The organism is Thioalkalivibrio sp. AKL9, assembly GCF_000377825.1.
Taxonomy (GTDB): domain Bacteria; phylum Pseudomonadota; class Gammaproteobacteria; order Ectothiorhodospirales; family Ectothiorhodospiraceae; genus Thioalkalivibrio; species Thioalkalivibrio versutus.
The window spans coordinates 1-17,033 of record NZ_KB905111.1; the positions used below are offsets into that span (position 1 = coordinate 1).

Consider the following 17,033-nt stretch of genomic DNA (forward strand, 5'->3'; position numbering starts at 1 on the left):
CACGCCCGGGCGTTCAGTCAGGCCTGCCGACGACTGGGGATCCGCCACCGTCGCACCCGGCCCTACACGCCCCGAACCAACGGCAAGGCCGAGCGCTTCATCCAGACCGCCTTGCGCGAGTGGGCCTATGCCTTCACCTACGCCACGTCAAAGGAACGCAAAAACCATCTTCCCCGATGGATCCATGACTACAACTGGCACCGTCCACACGGTAGCCTGAACCAACAACCACCCATCAGCATCCTCGGCCTACCCGAGGACAACCTCGTGAGACTCCACAGCTAGTACACCGTTACTGGTTAACCATGCTTTGACCATGGTATTAGGCGTCGCGTCGAGTCGCAGGGCGCCTCATCCGCTTGAACGAGCATTATTCGGCTCGTGTTCAACGACTTACATCGGTCCTCCGGTGCAACGTGGGTGAGACGCAGGGGCCGACGTTGAAGCCTTGCGGGTGGACTGATTCGGGTCGAGACGAGGAGATCTACGGCACGAGCGTGGCAGAGCACGGTGCTATACAGAATCGGTATATCACCGTTATCGCGGAATGGGCGTGACGGGAGGAGCGACCACGCGTGGCCGGAGAAACGAGCTTCCTGCAGGAGCCGTGGCGGCGTTCCCTGGTAGGATCCGAGCAGGCGAAATGGAGAGCGGTGTTGGAAACGCTCATAGATGCGAATCAGGCGGTGGTGGTCTGCGGCATTCTGGAGGATGCACAGGGGCGGATCTTTCTGGCGCGTCGCAGGGCCGATCAGGCGCTGGCGGGGTATTGGGAATTCCCCGGTGGCAAGGCGGAGCCGGGCGAGGACCTTGCGACGGCATTGTGCCGCGAGTTTCGAGAAGAATTGGTGATGGATCTCCGGGTGGGGGAAGAGATCGGACGCACGCCGATTCCGGGTAATGGGGGTCTTGAGTTGGTGGCGCTGCGGGCGTGGACGGATGACGAGAGCCCGGTGCTGACGGTGCACGATCGCTGGTGCTGGGTGTCGCCACTGGAGGCTCGCGGGCTTGAGCTCGCGCCCGCGGACATCCCATTGCTGGAAGCCTTTATTGCGGGACGTTCCGCATGAGCCGAGATGGCGCCGCTAAATCCCTGTCCGGGGCGCAATGGGTCGGCCTGCATGAGCGTCTGGATACACCCCGGGTCCGGCAGGCGCTGGAGGCCCTGGGGCTGGAGGGCCACGCCCGCTGGAGCCAGGGCATGGAGGGCGACGATCTGGCGATGAGCCTGGTCGCCGAGCTGGCCCATCGGCTCGGTGAGCGCGCGGGTGAGCTGCGCGAGAAGGGACACGAAGACTGGACCCGGGCCGTGCAGGGGCTGGCGGTGGCATCCAGCTGAAACACCATCGGCGCGCCGACGCGCAGTTGCCGGATGTGAGCCTCGCTCAGTTCTCTCGAGCGGCGGGCGGTGATCGCCATGGGGGTGCGTGCGGCCACGTTGGCACGATGGGTCGCGGGGTAGATGCCCAGGATCATGCCGATCGGGTAGCCAGTGAAAGCCAGCTGCTCGCCCGCGCGTACGGCGTCCGACGATCCCAGTCGCAAGGGCGGCAGTGGAGGGCCGGCGATCCGCAACAGGGCCAGGTCGTCGTTCGCCGAATGGGCCACAAGCTCCGCGCTGTGGATGGAGGTGTCGCGACCTTCGCCGCTGACTACCACGAGTTGCTCGCGGTTTGCATGATCCAGTGATTCCGGGATCACATGGTGATTCGTAACGATGAGGCGCCCGTCGCCGACCGCAAATCCGGTTGCGAGGTAATTGGCTCGCGGGCTGCGCGACGGCTGGTGGGTCGCGATACTGACTACCGAGGGCTTGATGCGCTCGATCGTGTCCGGCAGCCCGTCGGCGGCAGCCGGGCGCTGGGTAACCAGCAGGGCCAGAAGGCTCGCCGTGGCCAGCACCTTCAGCGTCTTCCTCGCGCGCTGCCAGGTGTCTGCCGAAAAGCCCCGGAAGAAGAGGGCGGATCGCTTGCTCGTCGTGCTGTCCATGGGCCATCCCCGCCAGTCGATGGTTCGAGTCTAGGTCAGGCGGTTCCGGCCGTGGTGGTGATGCGTTAGGCGAAGGGGCTCATGGCCAGAGGGCGCTTTAACGCCGCGTCGACACCCCGTCAGTTGAAGACGATGGTCTTGTTGCCGTGAGTGAGGACGCGGCCCTCGAGGTGGTAGCGGAGGCCGCGGGCGAGGACCCAGCGTTCGACGTCGCGGCCCTTGCGGATCAGGTCCTGCACGCCGTCGTCGTGGCGGATGCGGGTGACGTCCTGCTCGATGATCGGGCCGGCGTCGAGGTCCTCGGTGACGTAGTGGCAGGTGGCGCCGATCAGCTTCACGCCGCGGGCGAAGGCCTGGTGGTAGGGGCGGGCACCGACGAACGACGGCAGGAAGCTGTGGTGGATGTTGAGGATACGCTCGGGGTATTCGTCGCAGAGCGTGGGCGGCAGGATCTGCATGTAGCGCGCCAGCACGATGGCATCGGGCGCCAGCTCGGCGAGGCGCGCCTGCAGGGTGGCAAAGGCGGCCTCGCGATCTTCGCGCGGCACGGGGATGTGCTCGAACGGGATGCCGTAGCAATCCGCCAGCGGTGCCAGGTCGTGGTGGTTGGAAAGGATTGCCGGGATCTCCATCGGCAGTTCGTCGTTGCTCCAGCGGGCCAGCAGGTCGCTGAGACAGTGCGGTTCGCGCGAGACCATCAGCACCACGCGCGGGCGGGTGTCGGCCCCCGCCAGCCACCAGTCCATGCCAAGATCGCGGGCCAGTTCATCCAGCCGTTCACGCAGGGCGGGCTCGGCGTCCACGGGCAATGAGAACACCCAGCGCATGAAGAACCAGCCGGCCTCGGCATCGGTGTGCTGGGCTGCCTCGGTGATCCAGCCATCGGTATTTGCGATTGCGTTGGCAATACGCGCGACGATTCCGTGCTGATCGGGGCAGCGGATACTCAGCCGAAAACGGGGTCGATCATCCATGTCGTTTAAGTATCCCGAATAAGGTCCAGGGCGGGTTTCACCACGAAGCGCGCAAAGGCGCGGAGCAGGTCATGGGCATTTTTACCACAGAGGGCATCGCCCCAAGCGAAGTCATCCCGGAAACCGCGCAGCGGTTATCCGGGATCTCCCGGGGTTGGAGATGCGTCGGTGGCAGCCTTGGAAGATCCCGGCTCTCCACTGCGCTACGGCCGGGATGACAAGATTCTGCTACGCATCGGGTTTGGGCCTTTCAAAAGGATCGATGCGATTCGCGGCGCTCATCAGCTTCCTGCCTGCCACAAAGCCATCCCCGGTTATCTCCGTGACCTCTGTGGTTCATTCGCCTTGCCCTCTTCATCTCTTTGTGCGCTTCGTGGTGAACAAATCGGCGCAGGGAAGGACGGGGCGGGTCAGGCAGATTCGCGGCGCAGGCCGGTGGGGATGGAGAAGGTGATGGTCTCTTCGCGGCCGGCGAGTTCGGACACGGCGTCGACGCCGTGTCCGCGCAGGAAGTCGAGCACCTCGTTGACCAGGACCTCCGGGGCCGAGGCGCCGGCGGTGACGCCAATGCGGCTCTTGCCCTCGAGCCAGGCCGGGTCGATGTCGGCTGCGCCGTCCACCAGATAAGACTCCACGCCCATGCGTGCGCCGATCTCGCTCAGGCGGTTTGAGTTCGAGCTGTTCTTCGACCCGACCACCAGTAGCAGGTCGCATTGCTTCGCCAGGTCCTTCACCGCGTCCTGGCGGTTCTGGGTGGCGTAGCAGATGTCCATCTTGCGCGGGCCCTCGATCTTCGGGAAGCGCGCGGTGAGGGCGTCGATGATCCCGGCCGTGTCGTCCATCGACAGCGTGGTCTGCGACACGAAGGCCAGACGGTCCGGATTCGCGACTTCCAGGTTCTCGACGTCCGCGATGGTCTCGACCAGCATCATGCTCCCGCCCCGGGAATCATCGAACTGGCCCAGAGTGCCTTCGACCTCGGGGTGCCCGGCGTGGCCGATCAGCACCACCTCGCGGCCCTCGCGGGCATAGCGCGCTACCTCCAGATGCACCTTGGTGACCAGCGGGCAGGTGGCGTCGAACACCGTCAGGCCGCGTTGTTCGGCCTCCTGCTGCACACGCTTGGGCACGCCGTGGGCGGAGAAGATCACCACCTGGCCGTCGGGGACCTCGTCCAGCTCGTCGACGAAGCGCACGCCGGCATCCGTCAGACGCCCGACCACGTGCCGGTTGTGCACCACTTCATGGCGGACGTATAGCGGCGCGCCGTAGATCTCCAGGGCGCGTTCCACGATCTCGATGGCGCGTTCCACCCCGGCGCAGAAACCGCGCGGATTGGCGAGCTGGGCCTGCATGCTCATAGGAGACTCTCCTGCGACCTATTGCGGTTCACTTACCGATAGCACATCCACCTCGAAGGTGAAGTTCTGCCCCGCCAGCGGGTGGTTGAAATCCACCGTCACGGTGGCGTCCTCCACCGCTTCGATGCGGCCGGGTACGGCATCGCCGGCCGGGCTGTTGAACTCGTAGATGTAGTCCACTTCTAGCGGCAGGTCGGCCGGGAACTGCGAGCGCGGCATCTGCTGTACCGCCGCCTGGTCCCGAAACGGGAACATGACGCCGGCCTCGATCGCAAATTCCCGGTGGTCGCCTGCGATCAGACCGACCAGAAGATCCTCCAGCCCGGGCAGGATCTCGCCGGAACCGATCTCCAGGGTGATGGGTTCTTCGCCCGTCCCGTCCACGACAAAGCCGTTTTCCAGGATCAGGCGGTAGTGCATCTCGATGTGCGCGCCCTTGGTGGCCGTGGTCATGTGTGCTCCCGACTAGTCTGTGTTGCCCGAGTGGCTGCGATCGCCCTCGATGAAGGTGGCGACGATCAGCGTGATCGCCCCTACAACAATGGCCATGTCCGCCACGTTGAAGGCCGGCCAGTGATAGCCCGCCCAGTGAAAGTCCAGAAAATCCACCACCGCGCCGTAGCGCACGCGGTCGATCAGGTTGCCGATGGCGCCGCCCAGCACCAGGCCCAGGGCGGTCACCGACCACCAGGCCTGGCGTGGCAGGCGGGCCAGCCAGACGAGGATCAGAAGCCCGATCACCACGGCAATGCCGGTCAGCAGCCAGCGGCCCCAGTCCCCGGCCCCGGCCAGAAAGCTGAAGGCCGCACCCGGGTTGTACACCAGCGACAGGTTGAAGAAGCTCGTGACCTCGACCGGCGCGAACAGCGTCAGTGCATGCTCCGCCCAGACCTTGGTGACCTGGTCGGCCAGCACGATGGCCACCGCGATCAGCAGCCCCGGGCCGAGGCCGGACCCCCGCAAGCCCATCAAGCGAAACGCCGGGTCTCGCCCGGACCGTCCACGTTACTGACGCAGCGCCCGCACAGTTCCGGATGCTGGGTGTGTTGACCGACGTCCGGGCGGCGGTGCCAGCAGCGGGCGCACTTGGGCTGTTCGCTCTTGTGCACCGCCACGCCCAGCGGCGTCCCGTCGCCGAGTTCCGCGGCATGCGCCGCTTCCGGTGCGGCGCCTTCGGCGAGGCGGGCCTCGGAGGTGATCAGCACGAAGCGCAATTCGTCTCCGAGGCGTTCCAGCAGGCTGCGGGCACTCGAGTCGGCCGGCAGGTGCAGGTCGAGCTCGGCATTCAGCGAGGCGCCGATGCCCTGCTCGTTGCGCGCCAGCTCCAGCGCGCGGGCGACATGGGTGCGCACCTCCAGGATGCGGTCCCAGTCGCCATCGGAGAACGTGGCGTCTTCGGGCAGGGGCGCCAGCCCCTCGTACCAGGTGGCGAACAGCACGCTGTCCGGACGCTCGCCGGGCAGCAGTTGCCAGATCTCCTCGGCGGTGAAGGTCAGGATCGGGGCCACCCAGCGGGTCAGGGCCTCGGCCACGTGATATAGCGCGGTCTGTGCCGAGCGGCGGGCGTGCGAGTCTGCCTGGGTGGTGTACTGACGATCCTTGATCACGTCCAGGTAGAAACTGCCCAGCTCCACCGAGCAGAAGTTGTGTACCCGCTGGTAGATCTGGTGGAACTGGTAGCCGTCGTAGGCCTGCGTGACCTGGCCCTGTACCTGCAGTGCGCGGGCGACGATCCAGCGGTCCAGGGGCAGTAGATCCTCCAGTGGCAGGGCATGCTCGGCCGGCTCGAAGCCGTTCAGGTTGCCCAGCAGGAAGCGCGTCGTGTTGCGGATGCGGCGATAGGCATCGGCGGTGCGGTCGAGGATGTCCTTGGAGATCGCCATCTCGCCGGAGAAGTCGGTCGCCGCGACCCACAGGCGCAGGATGTCCGCCCCCAGGGTGGAGACCACCTCTTGGGGCGCGACCACGTTGCCGCGCGACTTGGACATCTTCTCGCCCTTCTCGTCCACCGTGAAGCCGTGGGTCAGCACCGCCTTGTAGGGCGCCTCGCCGCGCATGGCCACGCTGGTCAGCAGGCTGGACTGGAACCAGCCGCGGTGCTGGTCCGAGCCCTCCAGGAACAGGTCCACCGGCAGCTCGCCCAGTTCCGGGCGTTTCTCCACGACCGTGGAGTGCAGCACGCCCGAGTCGAACCAGACGTCCAGCGTGTCGTTGAGCTTCACGTAGTCGTCGGCCTTCTCGCCCAACACCTCTTTCGGATCCAGCTGAAACCACGCCTCGATACCGTCGCGCTCGATGCGCTGTGCGATGGTCTCGATCAGCTCTGCGGTATGCGGATGCAGGCGGTTGGTTTCCTTGTGCACGAAGAACGGGATCGGCACACCCCAGTTGCGCTGGCGCGAGATGCACCAGTCCGGGCGGTTGACCACCATCCCGTGGATCCGGGCCTGGCCCCAGCTCGGCATCCACTCCGTGTCGGCGATGGCCTTCAGGGCATCGGCGCGCAGCTCGGCGCGGTCCATGCTGATGAACCACTGCGGCGTCGCGCGGAAGATGATCGGGGTCTTGTGGCGCCAGCAATGCGGATAGCTGTGCTCGAACTTTACCGCCACGATCAGCGCGGCGTGCTCCTTCAGCACGTCGATCACGTGGCCGTTGGCCTGGTGCACGTTCTCGCCGGCGAAGTGCGGGGTGTCGGGCAGGAAGCGGCCATCCGGGCCCACCGGGTTTTCCACCGGCAGGCTGTACTGCAGCCCGACCGCATAGTCCTCCTGGCCGTGGCCGGGGGCGGTATGCACCGCGCCGGTACCGGTCTCGGTGGTCACGTGATCGCCGAGGATCAGCGGCACGTCGCGCTCCAGGAACGGGTGGCGCAGCATCAGGCCTTCCAGTGCTTGCCCCTTGGTGCGTGCCACGATGTGGCCTTCGCCCAGGGAGTAGCGCGCCAGGCAGTCCTCGACCAGGTCCTCCGCCAGCAGGATGCGTTCGTGTTCCAGCTCCACCAGGGCGTAGTTCAGTTCCGGGTGCAGGGCGACCGCCTGGTTGGCCGGCAGGGTCCATGGGGTGGTGGTCCAGATCACCACGCTGATTGGGCCGCGCGAGCCGTCGATGCCGTCGAAGCGGCGCAGGAAGTCGATGTCGTCGACCACGCGGAAGCGCACGTCGATCGCCTGCGAGAACTTGTCCTCGTACTCGACCTCGGCCTCGGCCAGGGCCGAGCCGCAGTCCACGCACCAGTGCACCGGCTTCTCGCCCATCTGCACGTGGCCGCGCTTGAAGATGGTGCCCAGCGCGCGGACGGTGTCCGCCTCCACCTGGTAGTTCATGGTCAGGTAGGGGTTGTCCCAGTCACCCAGTACGCCCAGACGCTGGAAGTCCGCGCTCTGGCCGTCCACCTGCTCCTGGGCGTATTCGCGACAGGCCTTGCGGAAGGTCGCGGCGTCCACGTCGCGCCCGGCCTTGCCCAGCTTTTGTTCCACCTTCAGCTCGATCGGCAGGCCGTGGCAGTCCCAGCCCGGCACGTAGGGGGCGTCGAAGCCGGTCAGCGTGCGGCTCTTCACGATCACGTCCTTGAGGATCTTGTTGACCGCGTGGCCGACGTGGATCGAGCCGTTCGCATACGGAGGGCCGTCGGCCAGCACGAAGCGCGGCCGCCCGGCGCAGTATTCGCGCAGCCGCTGGTAGCGGTCCTCGGCTTTCCAGGCCTCCAGCCACTCCGGCTCCCGCGTCGCCAGGCCGGCGCGCATGGGGAAGGCCGTCTCGGGCAGGTTGAGGGTGTCCTTGTAGGGGTTCGGCGGTGCCGGTTTGCGTGCCATTAGCGAGTTCCGGATCGGCCCTGCGGGCCGGTTTCAGTCGTGTGCGGAGAGTTGCGTGCGGGCGGTTTCGACGTCACGCGCGATCTGCGCGCGCAGCGCCTCCAGGCCCTCGAAGCGTTGCTCGCCGCGCACCTGCGCGACGGGTTCAAAACAGACGGCCTCGCCGTACAGGTCGGGTTGGCCCTCGAGTACGTGGGCCTCCAGACGCTGTTCGGTGCCACCCACCGTCGGACGCCAGCCGATGTTGGCGACGGCGGGCAGGGCCTCGCCGGAGGCCCGGCGCAGCCAGCCGGAGTACACCCCGCGCAGTGCCAGCGGCCATGGCCCCAGGCGCAGGTTCGCGGTGGGAAAGCCGATGGTGCGCCCGCGCTTGTCGCCGTGTGCAACCCGGCCGTGCAGCCGGTAGGGCCGCCCCAGGAGTTCCGCCACGCGGGCGAAGTCGCCGGCGACGGCGGCGGCGCGCACCCGCGTGCTGCTGATGCGCCCCTCGGCGTCACGCACCGTCGGGGTGGATTCGACGGTGAAGCCAAGCCGTTTGCCGGCCGTCTGCAGGGCCGACTGATCGCCCTCGCGTCCGCGTCCGAAGCGGAAGTCGTCGCCCACCAGCACATGGCGGGCGCCCAGGCGGCGATGCAGGACCTCCTCCATGAAGGCCGTGGCCGAAAGCCCCGCCAGCTGCGCGTCGAAACGCAGGACCCAGGCTGCGCCGAGGGCGCTGTCGCCCAGCGTCACCAGGCGATCGCGCAGCCGCTGCAGGCGGCCGGGTGGCGCGGGGGCCTGGGAGCGTGCGGCGAAGTACTCGCGTGGCAACGGCTCGAAGGTCATCAGGAGCGCCGGCGCCTGGCGATCCTGCGCCGCCTCGAGTAGCCGTCCCAGAACAGCCTGATGACCACGATGCAGACCATCAAAGTTGCCAATGGTCACCACCGCGCCATGCATGCCGGCTGCCTCGAACGCCTTGCTGTCGGCCGGCCCCAGGCCGCGAATCAGCCGCATCGCCCCGATCCCGCGCAAAACCGAAAGTATAACCCGCCGGGGCCTTCCCCGGCATCATTGATCGGTGCCTTCGCGCAGCAGCAAGTGGTGCGGGCGCACGCCGGTCAGCCACAACGTGGCGGCGAGTGTGGCGGTGCCGGCCAGGATCAGGCCGGTGAGCGTCAGCAGGCGGGTGTCGACGGGCCACTCGGTCCACTGGCCGAACTCCGGCGAGAGCCAGATCAGCACCCCGATCATCGCGGCGAGCCCCAGGGGCAGCCCCAGGCGTAACGAGCGCAAACCCGGTCCTGGCTGGTAGATGCCCTCGCGGATCAGCCCGCGGTAGAGCAACCCGGCGTTGATATAGGCCGAGGCCGAGGTGGCCAGCGCCAGTCCGGCGTGCGCTCCGGGTGTGCCGGAGAGATACCACGGCAGCACAAAGGTGCCGTTCAGCACCATGTTCCAGAGCATGGCGATGATCGCAATCTTCACCGGGGTCTTGGTGTCCTGGCGAGCGAAGAAGCCAGGCGCCAGCACCTTGATCAGGATGAAGCCGGGCAGGCCCAGGGCATAGGCCGCCAGGGCCATCGCGGTCATGTAGGTATCGAACTGGGTGAAGGCCTGATACTGGATCAGCGTGGCCAGGATCGGCACTGCGAGCACGACCAGGCCGACCATCGACGGCAGCGCGACCAGCATCGCCAGGCGCAGGGCCCAGTCCAGGGTGCGACCGAAGGCGGCCGGGTCGGCCAGGTTGTACTGCCGCGCCAGGCGCGGAAGGATCACCGTGCCGATCGCGATCCCGAACAGGGCCAGCGGCAGCTCCACGAAGCGGTCGCCGAAGTACAGCCAGGAGATCGATCCGGCCACCAGGAACGACGCGATCAGGGTGTCCACCAGCAGGTTGATCTGTACCACCGAGGTCCCGAGGATCGCCGGCAGCATCAGCTTCACGATCCGGCGCACCCCCTCGTGGGCGCGTCCAAAGCGCGGGCGCGGCAGTAGCCCCGCGCGCCACAGAAAGGGGATCTGGAAGGCCAGTTGCAGGGCCCCGGCGATAAACACCCCCCAGGCCAGGGCCACCACCGGCTCGTCGAACATCGGCGCCAGCCACAGCGCGGCGACGATCATCGACAGGTTCAGGAAGACCGGGGTGAAGGCCGGCACCGCAAAGCGCCCGATGCTGTTGAGAATGCCGGCCGCCATTGCGGTCAGCGAGATGAACAGCAGATAAGGGAAGGTGATCCGCAGCATGGCTGCGGCGAGGTCCTGGCGCCCGGCCTCCTGGGTGCCCAGCCCCGGGGCGAACACCCAGATCAGTGCCGGCGCCGCCAGGATCCCGATCAGGGTCACGACGGTGACCACCGTCATCAGGGTGCCGGCGGTGTGATCCAGCAAATCACGCAGGGCCTCGCGCCCGCGCTTCTCGCGGAACTCCGCGAACACCGGAACGAAGGCCTGGTTGAAGGCGCCTTCGGCGAACAGTCGGCGCAGAAAATTCGGGATGCGGAAGGCGACGAAAAAGGCGTCGGTGGCCGGCCCGGCGCCGAAGGTGACCGCCAGCACCATGTCGCGCAGATAGCCCATGATCCGGGAGATCATGGTCATGCCACTGACGACGGCGGTGGAGCGAAACAGGCGGTTCATCGCGTGCGGGAGCAGCCTTCGGGAAAGCCCCGCAGTGTACTTGAATCATTCTCGATGAACTTCTGCATTCACCACGAAGCGCACGCTCAAGAGCGATTGCACCACAGAGGTCGCAGAGGACGCAGGGGTTAGGGAGGGCGTTGGGTGGTGGGTAGGATGCTGATGAGCGTAGCGAATCGCATCGATCCGGGGACGGCCCGACCCCGATGCGTTTCACTGCGTTCAACGCATCCTACCCGTTACTTCCAAGTCAAGAGCGATCGCACACAGAGGGCACAGAGGGGATAGGGGGTCGTTTGGTAGTGAATGCAGAACGCCGGATACGAAAAAGGCCGCCCGGAGGCGGCCTTTTCGGACGGTCCAACGAAGGAGCCGTCAGCCTTGGGAGTGGCGCCTTAGATGGCGGTCACTTCGCCGGCGGCCAGGCCCTTGGCGGTTTCCTGGATTTCAAAGGAGACCTTCTGGCCTTCGGCCAGGGTCTTGAAACCCGAACCGCTGATCGCGGAAAAATGGACGAACACGTCCTTGCCGCCATCATCGGGGGTAATGAAACCAAAACCCTTGCTCTCGTTGAACCACTTCACAACACCAGTATTCACAACTTGTAACCTCTTCATGTAACTAACAAATGTGTTCGCGGCATGCTGCCAACAGATCAACGGGAGCACTGGTTCAGAAACTAGAAACTTCCTAGTGTTGTCGCTCAACCACGAATCACGCTACCGACTATACGCGCCATCCCAGGCAAAATCCAACGCACCTTCATGAACCTTTTTTGGCGCTGCGAAGCCGATTTTCCGGGTTGGGTCGCGGTCCGCGCCCCAACCGCCCGAAGCCGCGAAGAAGGGCAGCGTCAAGAGCGTTTCCACCGCAGTTTTCTGCGTGCGAAACCGAAACGGGCGTCAGAGTTGGCGGATGTCGACGAAGCTGCCGCGGGTCGTGTGGCGCAGGCGCGGCAGGGCATCCAGGATGGCGCGCGCGGCGTTTTCCGGGTCGGGCATGTCCGGGGTGCCGCGCGCCGCCTTCAGGCGCTGGAGCACCGGGAAGCTCTCGCGGTCGGCCTCGTCGCACAGGTAGTCCTGCATCGCGGTGTCGACCAGGCCCGGGGCGAAGGCGTTGATGGCGGTCTCTTCGGGGAACTCGTGCGCGTAGAGCTGCATCATCATGTTCAGCGCGGCCTTGGACAGCGAATAGCCGCTCCAGCCGGCATGCCCGGAGACCGACGCGCCGGAGGAGATCGCGATGATCTGGCCGACGGCCACGCGCTGCTTCAGCAGCGCGTCGAGGATGACCTTGTTGGCGAAGGTGTTCACGTCCATCAGCAGGCGCAACTCGTCCATCGGCGCGTCCTGCATGCGCTGCATGTGGCCCAGTAGCCCGGCGTTTAGCACCACCAGATCAACGCGGTCCACGCCGCCCAGCAGCCGCTCCATTGCGGCCCCGGTGGCGTTGAAATCGCCCAGATCCACTTTTTCGTCGCCGCTCACCCCGGCCTCGGGGCAGCCGCGCCGGCTCATGCCGTAGACCTTCGCGCCGCGTTCCAGCAGTGCCCGGGTGAGGCCCAGGCCCAGACCGCTGGAGTTACCGGTGACGAGTGCCGAACCGAAACTGCCGTCCTGCATGCTCTTTCTCCTTGGTTTTGCCGATGGAGGGATTGTCTACCACGAAGCCCACGAAGACACGCAGAAGGGTCAGGTGAAAAGCGTTTTCACCATAGAGGGCACAGAGGACACCACAAGGCCTTCAGGCGGATTCGCGGCGTGCAGCGGTAGGATGCGTTGAGCTATGTGACACGCATCGGGGGCGGGTTGCCCCGTGGGATCGATGCGATTCGCTGCGCTCATCAGCATCCTGCTCGCTTCAAGGCCATCCTCGGTTTTCGCCCCGTCCTCTGTGGTGTACACCCAATGCGGTTACCCCGGTGTGCGAGTGTTCCTTCCATTCGCGTTCGAGCTGGGCGGCGGGCATCGGACGGCCGAGCAGGAAGCCCTGGACCTCGTCGCAGCCCATGTCGCGCAGGAAGGCGTGCTGCTGTTCAGTCTCCACGCCCTCGGCCAATACCCGGAGCTTCAAGGTCTTGCCCAGGCCGATGATCGCCCGGGTAATCGCCTCGTCGTCCGGGTCGTTGCCGATGCCCCAGGTGAATTCACGGTCGATCTTGAGCGTGGTCAGCGGCAGCCGCCGCAGGTAGCGCAGGGACGACTGCCCGGTGCCGAAGTCGTCGATCGCCACCGAGACGCCCAGGTGCACCAGACGCTGGAGCATCGCGGCCGCCGCGTCGATATCCTCGACCAGTACGCTCTCGGTGATCTCCACTTCCAGGCGCTCGGGGGCGAGCCCGGCCGCCTGCAGGGTCTCCAGGATGCGCTCGGGCAGTTCGGGGTCGGCGAACTGCCGGGCGGACAGGTTGATGGCCAGGCGCAGCGGTGGCAGGCCCAGGCGATCCCATTCCGCCAGTTGCCGGGTTGCGGTGCGCAGGACCCAGTCGCCGATGGGCACGATCAGCCCGGTCTTCTCGGCCAGCGGGATGAAGTCGCCCGGCGATACCATGCCGCGCTCGGGGTGATGCCAGCGGATCAGGGCCTCGACACCAACGGGGTCGCCGCGATTCAGTCCGATCTGGGGTTGATAATGGAGCTCGAATTCTTGCTGGCGAAGCGCGCCACGCAGTCCCTGTTCCAGCTCCAGCTGTTCGCGCGCCTGGGTGTTCAGCTCCTGGGTATAGAAGCGGCAGGTGTTGCCGCCCGAACCCTTGGCCTCGTGCAGGGCGCTGGTGGCGTGCCGCAGTAGGTCGTCCTTGCCGCGTGCATCCTGCGGGAACAGGCTGATGCCCACGCTGCTGGTGGCGACATGCAGGCCCTTCCCGAGGGCAAACGGTTCCGAGCAGTGATCCAGAATGGTCTGGGCGCGTTCCTGCGCATGGGCGAGGTTCTCGATCTCGGTCAGGATCACGGCGAACTCGTCAGCGGCCAGGCGGGCCAGAGTGTCGCGCGGGCGCAGCAGGTTCTGCATGCGCTGGGCCAGCGCGTTCAACAGGGCGTCCCCGACGTCATGGCCCAGGGTGCTGTTGATGGATGTGAAACGGTCGATGTCCAGCAGCAGTACCGCCAGCGACTCCCCCTGACGCTCGGCCTCGCTCAGGGTGGCCCGCAATCGGCTGCGCAGCCCGGTGCGGTTGGGCAGGCCCGTCAGGGCGTCGAAATTCACGAGCTTGAACAGTGCCTGCTCGGTTTTTGCGCGCTCGGTCAGGTCCTGATGGATGCCGAGGATACGGGCGGGCAAATCCTCGGCGCGCTCGCCCTCGGCCAGCATATAGCGTTCCTCGCCGTTGGGCAGTAGCAGGCGGTGCCGAATCGAGAAACGTTCGGTTTCCCCGTTGGCCAGACGCAGCAGGGCAAAGCCTAGGGCCGCGCGGTCATCCGGATGGGTGGCTTCGACCAGTGCCTCGCGGGTCATGGAGCGGGGCTGCTTGTCATGCCCGAACAGGACGCTGGCACTGGATGACAGCTGGAGCTCGGCGGTCTCCAGTACGAGCTCCCAGTGGCCGATCCGGGCTACACGCTGCGCGGCCACCAGGCGCCGATGACTGTCCTGCAGGGCCTGTTCGGCGCGCATGCGTTCTTGTACCTGGCGGGTTAGCAGATCGATGGCCTCGCGCAGGTACTCGGCCTGTTCCGGCGTGTCGTCGGGCCGATCCGGCCGTTGCTCCCGCAGGACTATGAACTGCACATTCTCATGCGTGTGCTGGCAGGTTCCTATATCGAGGAGGGCCGACCGCGTCTCCCCGTCGTCGCAAAGGATGTTTACCGGATCGCGGCGGGGGATCCATCCATCCGCGCGCGTCGATTCGCGCAGCCGTTCGAGCAGATCGAAGTCCGGGTCCCGGGGCGTGATCAGGGCGGCCATGTCGCGCCCGTCCAGGCTGCAGGCGGTGCTGCCAAACAGGCGCTCGGCCGCCGGGTTGGCATAGCGCACGTGGCCATCCGGCGCGACAAACAGCACTGCTTCGCTCAGGGCGTTGACCAAGTCGATCGGCACCGGACTGGGCCTGGACTCCAGTGCGTAAGTCATCCTGAAGCTCCACTCTCGGCCGCGTTATCCACGGCAGCACCCCAACGATAGTCCGCTTCTACCACGTTGCCGCTGCCTTGATAGCGCACCTGATGGCAGAGCTGGCGTACCAGATTCAGGCCGCGTCCCCATAGGCGCTTGTCGCCACGGCCTTCCAGCGCCTCCCGGATCTGGCGGTGATCAAAGCCGGGGCCGCTGTCGCGCACCCGGATGCGGATGCAGTGCTGGCCGGTCATGGGTCGGTAGCGCAGGGAGATGCCAATCCGCCCGTGAATGTCGCGCAGGCCCTCGGCCCGTTGGCGGTAGTACTGCTCGAAGCCCTCTACCGTGGCCTTCATGTCGGAGTCCAGGCGCAGCACACCGTGCTCGAAGGCGTTATTGCAAAGCTCGGCGATGACCGTCTGTAGTGCCTCGGCGTGGCCGCCTCCCAGGTTCGGCAGCCATTCGAGCAGCTGGGATCGGGCCGCGCCGACCAAGTCAATCTCGGCCAGGCGTTGGTCGCTGGCCTCCACTGACCAACGTAGGGTGCCCCCTAGCTGGCGACCCTGTGGGCGTTCGCTTTCGGTGACTACCGCGGGCGTGCAGTCGATGGTCACCAGGGTCATGTCGTCGGCGGGCGTCTTTTCCCCGCAGTGGGTGTCCAGCGCTTCGCGGATGCGCTCGAAAGCATCCGCAGAGGACTGGCTGGACTGGCAGTGGCGAGAGATCGTGCCTTCGCCGAACGCGGTGCCAGCGACATCGGTGGCCTCCAGCACCCCGTCGCTGACCAGCGTGAGCCAGTCGCCCTCGTCTAGATCGAAGGAACGGGTTCCGGTATCAGCGTCGAGGCGGTCGAGGATGCCCAGTGGCATGGCCTGGGACTGGATGCGCCGCACCCGGTCCCGTTGCGAGTTGCACAGCCAGGCGTCGGGCATGCCGCCGTTCCACAGGCGGACCCGGCGGCCGTCGGCGGAGAACGTGACGAGCAGCGCACCCATGAACATCGCGGCTGGCAGGAAATCGTGCAGGACGTGGTTCAACTCGTGTAGCAGTTCTTGGTCGTCCACGCCTTCCTGGGTCAGGGTGTGAAAGGTCTCGCTGACCGGATATGTCCCGATCGCGGCGGTCAGCCCGTGGCCAGTGAAATCGCCTACCAGGACGCGCAGCGCCCCGTCGGGGGTGTAGTCGGAGAGTACTACGTCGCCGCTGAAGGTGGAGGCAGCGCAGCGATGCAACCGCAACCGGTCCAGACCTTGGTTGCGGCGGGTGATGGCGCGCGAGAACAGGCCTTCGGCGGTCTCTTCTTCCCAGGCCTGGCGAGCCTGGGCGCGCAGCAGGGCCTCATTGCGGCTTTGCAGCCCCGCGTGCAGGTCGCGCAGGCGCTCCATCGCATGGATCTTGGCCTTGAGGACCGCGAGATTCAGCGGCTTGCTGAGGAAATCATCCCCGCCCGACTCGATGCCGCGCAGCAGGGCGTTCTCATCGTCCAGGGCGGTCAGGAAGATCACCGGGACGAAGTGATGGCCCATCGCGGCCTTGATGCGGGAGGTGGCCTGGTAGCCGTCCAACTCCGGCATCATCACGTCCATCAGGATCAGGTCCGGCACTTGCTCGCGGCAGGCCTCCACGGCCGCAAGACCGTTGTTGGCCTCGCGGATTCGGTATCCGGCGCCCATCAGCATCATTCGCAGCAGGCGGCGGTTGTGCGGGTCGTCGTCGACCACCAGCACCAGTCCCTCGCCGGAGATCAGATCGCCCGGCGAGGATTCGTTGCTGGTCGGGATGTTGGTCTGTTCGTCCACGACCCTGCTACTGAATGCGGAACAGGCGGCCGAAATTGGCGATATCCAGCACTTTGCGTACGCCCTGGGAGGCACCGGTGACGGTGATATCGGAGAACTCGCCTCCGGCGTGTTCGCGCAGCAGGAGCAGCATGCCCAGCGCGGAGCTGTCCATGTATTCGGTCTGCGAGAGGTCCACGGTGTAACGCACACCAGTCCCGGCGGTGTCGCGGTAGGCGGCGCGGAAGTCCTGGTGCTGTTCGAAGTCGAAGCGACCCTTGACCCGGATGCGGACTTCCTTGCCGTCGTCGGAGGTGTGTTGCTCGATACTCATATGCGATTCCTGGCGCTTTGGGGGCTTCGTGCCCGGTGAAGTAGGCGCTGAACAAAGCCACCCTGGCTTGTTCGGCGCAAGCGACGCTGCAAACCCGAGTCGCAGCT

General features: G+C 66.2%; 14 protein-coding genes and 2 pseudogenes. 3 read left to right on the forward strand and 13 right to left on the reverse strand.

What is annotated here, in order from left to right; translation table 11 throughout:
• The 3 genes and pseudogenes from D573_RS0109425 to D573_RS13845 all read left to right on the forward strand — a co-directional run.
• Window positions 1-285 (forward strand): integrase core domain-containing protein (locus D573_RS0109425; protein ID WP_018939196.1); only part of this gene is annotated, 285 nt, incomplete at its 5' end.
• Between the two features lie 371 nt (window positions 286-656).
• Window positions 657-1,070 carry a (deoxy)nucleoside triphosphate pyrophosphohydrolase gene (locus tag D573_RS0109430; protein ID WP_026287958.1) on the forward strand — a complete coding sequence of 138 codons (414 nt, stop codon included), beginning with the start codon at window positions 657-659 and terminating at the stop codon, window positions 1,068-1,070.
• Window positions 1,067-1,330: pseudogene (locus D573_RS13845) on the forward strand (hypothetical protein); the annotation flags it as partial. The gene D573_RS0109430 and the pseudogene D573_RS13845, both read left to right, overlap by 4 nt.
• Here the strand turns inward: D573_RS13845 and D573_RS14290 are convergent.
• The 13 genes and pseudogenes from D573_RS14290 to D573_RS0109500 all read right to left on the reverse strand — a co-directional run.
• Window positions 1,315-1,989: pseudogene (locus D573_RS14290) on the reverse strand (serine protease); the annotation flags it as partial. The pseudogenes D573_RS13845 and D573_RS14290 overlap by 16 nt on opposite strands.
• Window positions 1,990-2,108: 119 nt before the next feature.
• Window positions 2,109-2,963, reverse strand: coding sequence for a formyltetrahydrofolate deformylase (purU, locus tag D573_RS0109440; protein ID WP_018938362.1), 855 nt, complete (start codon window positions 2,961-2,963; stop codon window positions 2,109-2,111).
• A 410-nt stretch (window positions 2,964-3,373) separates the two neighbouring features.
• Window positions 3,374-4,324 (reverse strand): 4-hydroxy-3-methylbut-2-enyl diphosphate reductase, encoded by a 951-nt coding sequence (ispH, locus tag D573_RS0109445; RefSeq protein ID WP_018175583.1) that lies wholly within the window; start codon window positions 4,322-4,324, stop codon window positions 3,374-3,376.
• An 18-nt stretch (window positions 4,325-4,342) separates the two neighbouring features.
• Complete coding sequence (locus D573_RS0109450) at window positions 4,343-4,777, reverse strand: peptidylprolyl isomerase (RefSeq protein ID WP_018938361.1); 435 nt, start codon at window positions 4,775-4,777, stop codon at window positions 4,343-4,345.
• 12 nt (window positions 4,778-4,789) lie between these two features.
• Window positions 4,790-5,293, reverse strand: a complete 504-nt coding sequence (lspA, locus tag D573_RS0109455) for a signal peptidase II (RefSeq protein WP_018169269.1) — start codon at window positions 5,291-5,293, stop codon at window positions 4,790-4,792.
• Window positions 5,293-8,139, reverse strand: coding sequence for an isoleucine--tRNA ligase (gene ileS, locus D573_RS0109460; protein ID WP_018938360.1), 2,847 nt, complete (start codon window positions 8,137-8,139; stop codon window positions 5,293-5,295). The genes lspA and ileS overlap by 1 nt, the downstream gene beginning before the upstream one ends.
• A gap of 33 nt (window positions 8,140-8,172) precedes the next feature.
• Window positions 8,173-9,135, reverse strand: a complete 963-nt coding sequence (ribF, locus tag D573_RS0109465; RefSeq protein WP_018650622.1) for a bifunctional riboflavin kinase/FAD synthetase — start codon at window positions 9,133-9,135, stop codon at window positions 8,173-8,175.
• A 54-nt stretch (window positions 9,136-9,189) separates the two neighbouring features.
• Window positions 9,190-10,761, reverse strand: a complete 1,572-nt coding sequence (gene murJ, locus D573_RS0109470) for a murein biosynthesis integral membrane protein MurJ (protein ID WP_018938359.1) — start codon at window positions 10,759-10,761, stop codon at window positions 9,190-9,192.
• Window positions 10,762-11,156: 395 nt separating this feature from the next.
• On the reverse strand, window positions 11,157-11,360 hold the full coding sequence (locus D573_RS0109475; RefSeq protein WP_026182047.1) for a cold-shock protein: 204 nt from the start codon (window positions 11,358-11,360) through the stop codon (window positions 11,157-11,159).
• Between the two features lie 303 nt (window positions 11,361-11,663).
• A complete protein-coding gene (locus tag D573_RS0109480; RefSeq protein ID WP_018650621.1) occupies window positions 11,664-12,383 on the reverse strand; it encodes an SDR family NAD(P)-dependent oxidoreductase in 720 nt (239 codons plus the stop codon).
• A 238-nt stretch (window positions 12,384-12,621) separates the two neighbouring features.
• A complete protein-coding gene (locus tag D573_RS0109490) occupies window positions 12,622-14,832 on the reverse strand; it encodes a bifunctional diguanylate cyclase/phosphodiesterase (protein ID WP_026287957.1) in 2,211 nt (736 codons plus the stop codon).
• The gene (locus D573_RS0109495) at window positions 14,829-16,613 is read right to left on the reverse strand and encodes a SpoIIE family protein phosphatase (RefSeq protein WP_018938356.1); all 1,785 of its coding nucleotides are present in this window, start codon (window positions 16,611-16,613) and stop codon (window positions 14,829-14,831) included. Before D573_RS0109495 ends, D573_RS0109490 begins: the two co-directional genes overlap by 4 nt.
• Window positions 16,614-16,620: 7 nt before the next feature.
• Window positions 16,621-16,926, reverse strand: a complete 306-nt coding sequence (locus tag D573_RS0109500; protein ID WP_018938355.1) for an STAS domain-containing protein — start codon at window positions 16,924-16,926, stop codon at window positions 16,621-16,623.
• Window positions 16,927-17,033 lie beyond the last annotated feature (107 nt).

Excerpts from the sequence above, each read along its gene's own strand:
- D573_RS0109480 (WP_018650621.1), bottom strand. The coding sequence starts at position 12,383 with ATGCAGGACGGCAGTTTCGGTTCGGCACTCGTCACCGGTAACTCCAGC.
- D573_RS0109490 (WP_026287957.1), bottom strand. The coding sequence starts at position 14,832 with ATGACTTACGCACTGGAGTCCAGGCCCAGTCCGGTGCCGATCGACTTG.
- ileS (WP_018938360.1), bottom strand. The coding sequence starts at position 8,139 with ATGGCACGCAAACCGGCACCGCCGAACCCCTACAAGGACACCCTCAAC.
- lspA (WP_018169269.1), bottom strand. The coding sequence starts at position 5,293 with ATGGGCTTGCGGGGGTCCGGCCTCGGCCCGGGGCTGCTGATCGCGGTG.
- purU (WP_018938362.1), bottom strand. The coding sequence starts at position 2,963 with ATGGATGATCGACCCCGTTTTCGGCTGAGTATCCGCTGCCCCGATCAG.
- D573_RS0109450 (WP_018938361.1), bottom strand. The coding sequence starts at position 4,777 with ATGACCACGGCCACCAAGGGCGCGCACATCGAGATGCACTACCGCCTG.
- D573_RS0109500 (WP_018938355.1), bottom strand. The coding sequence starts at position 16,926 with ATGAGTATCGAGCAACACACCTCCGACGACGGCAAGGAAGTCCGCATC.
- ispH (WP_018175583.1), bottom strand. The coding sequence starts at position 4,324 with ATGAGCATGCAGGCCCAGCTCGCCAATCCGCGCGGTTTCTGCGCCGGG.
- murJ (WP_018938359.1), bottom strand. The coding sequence starts at position 10,761 with ATGAACCGCCTGTTTCGCTCCACCGCCGTCGTCAGTGGCATGACCATG.
- ribF (WP_018650622.1), bottom strand. The coding sequence starts at position 9,135 with ATGCGGCTGATTCGCGGCCTGGGGCCGGCCGACAGCAAGGCGTTCGAG.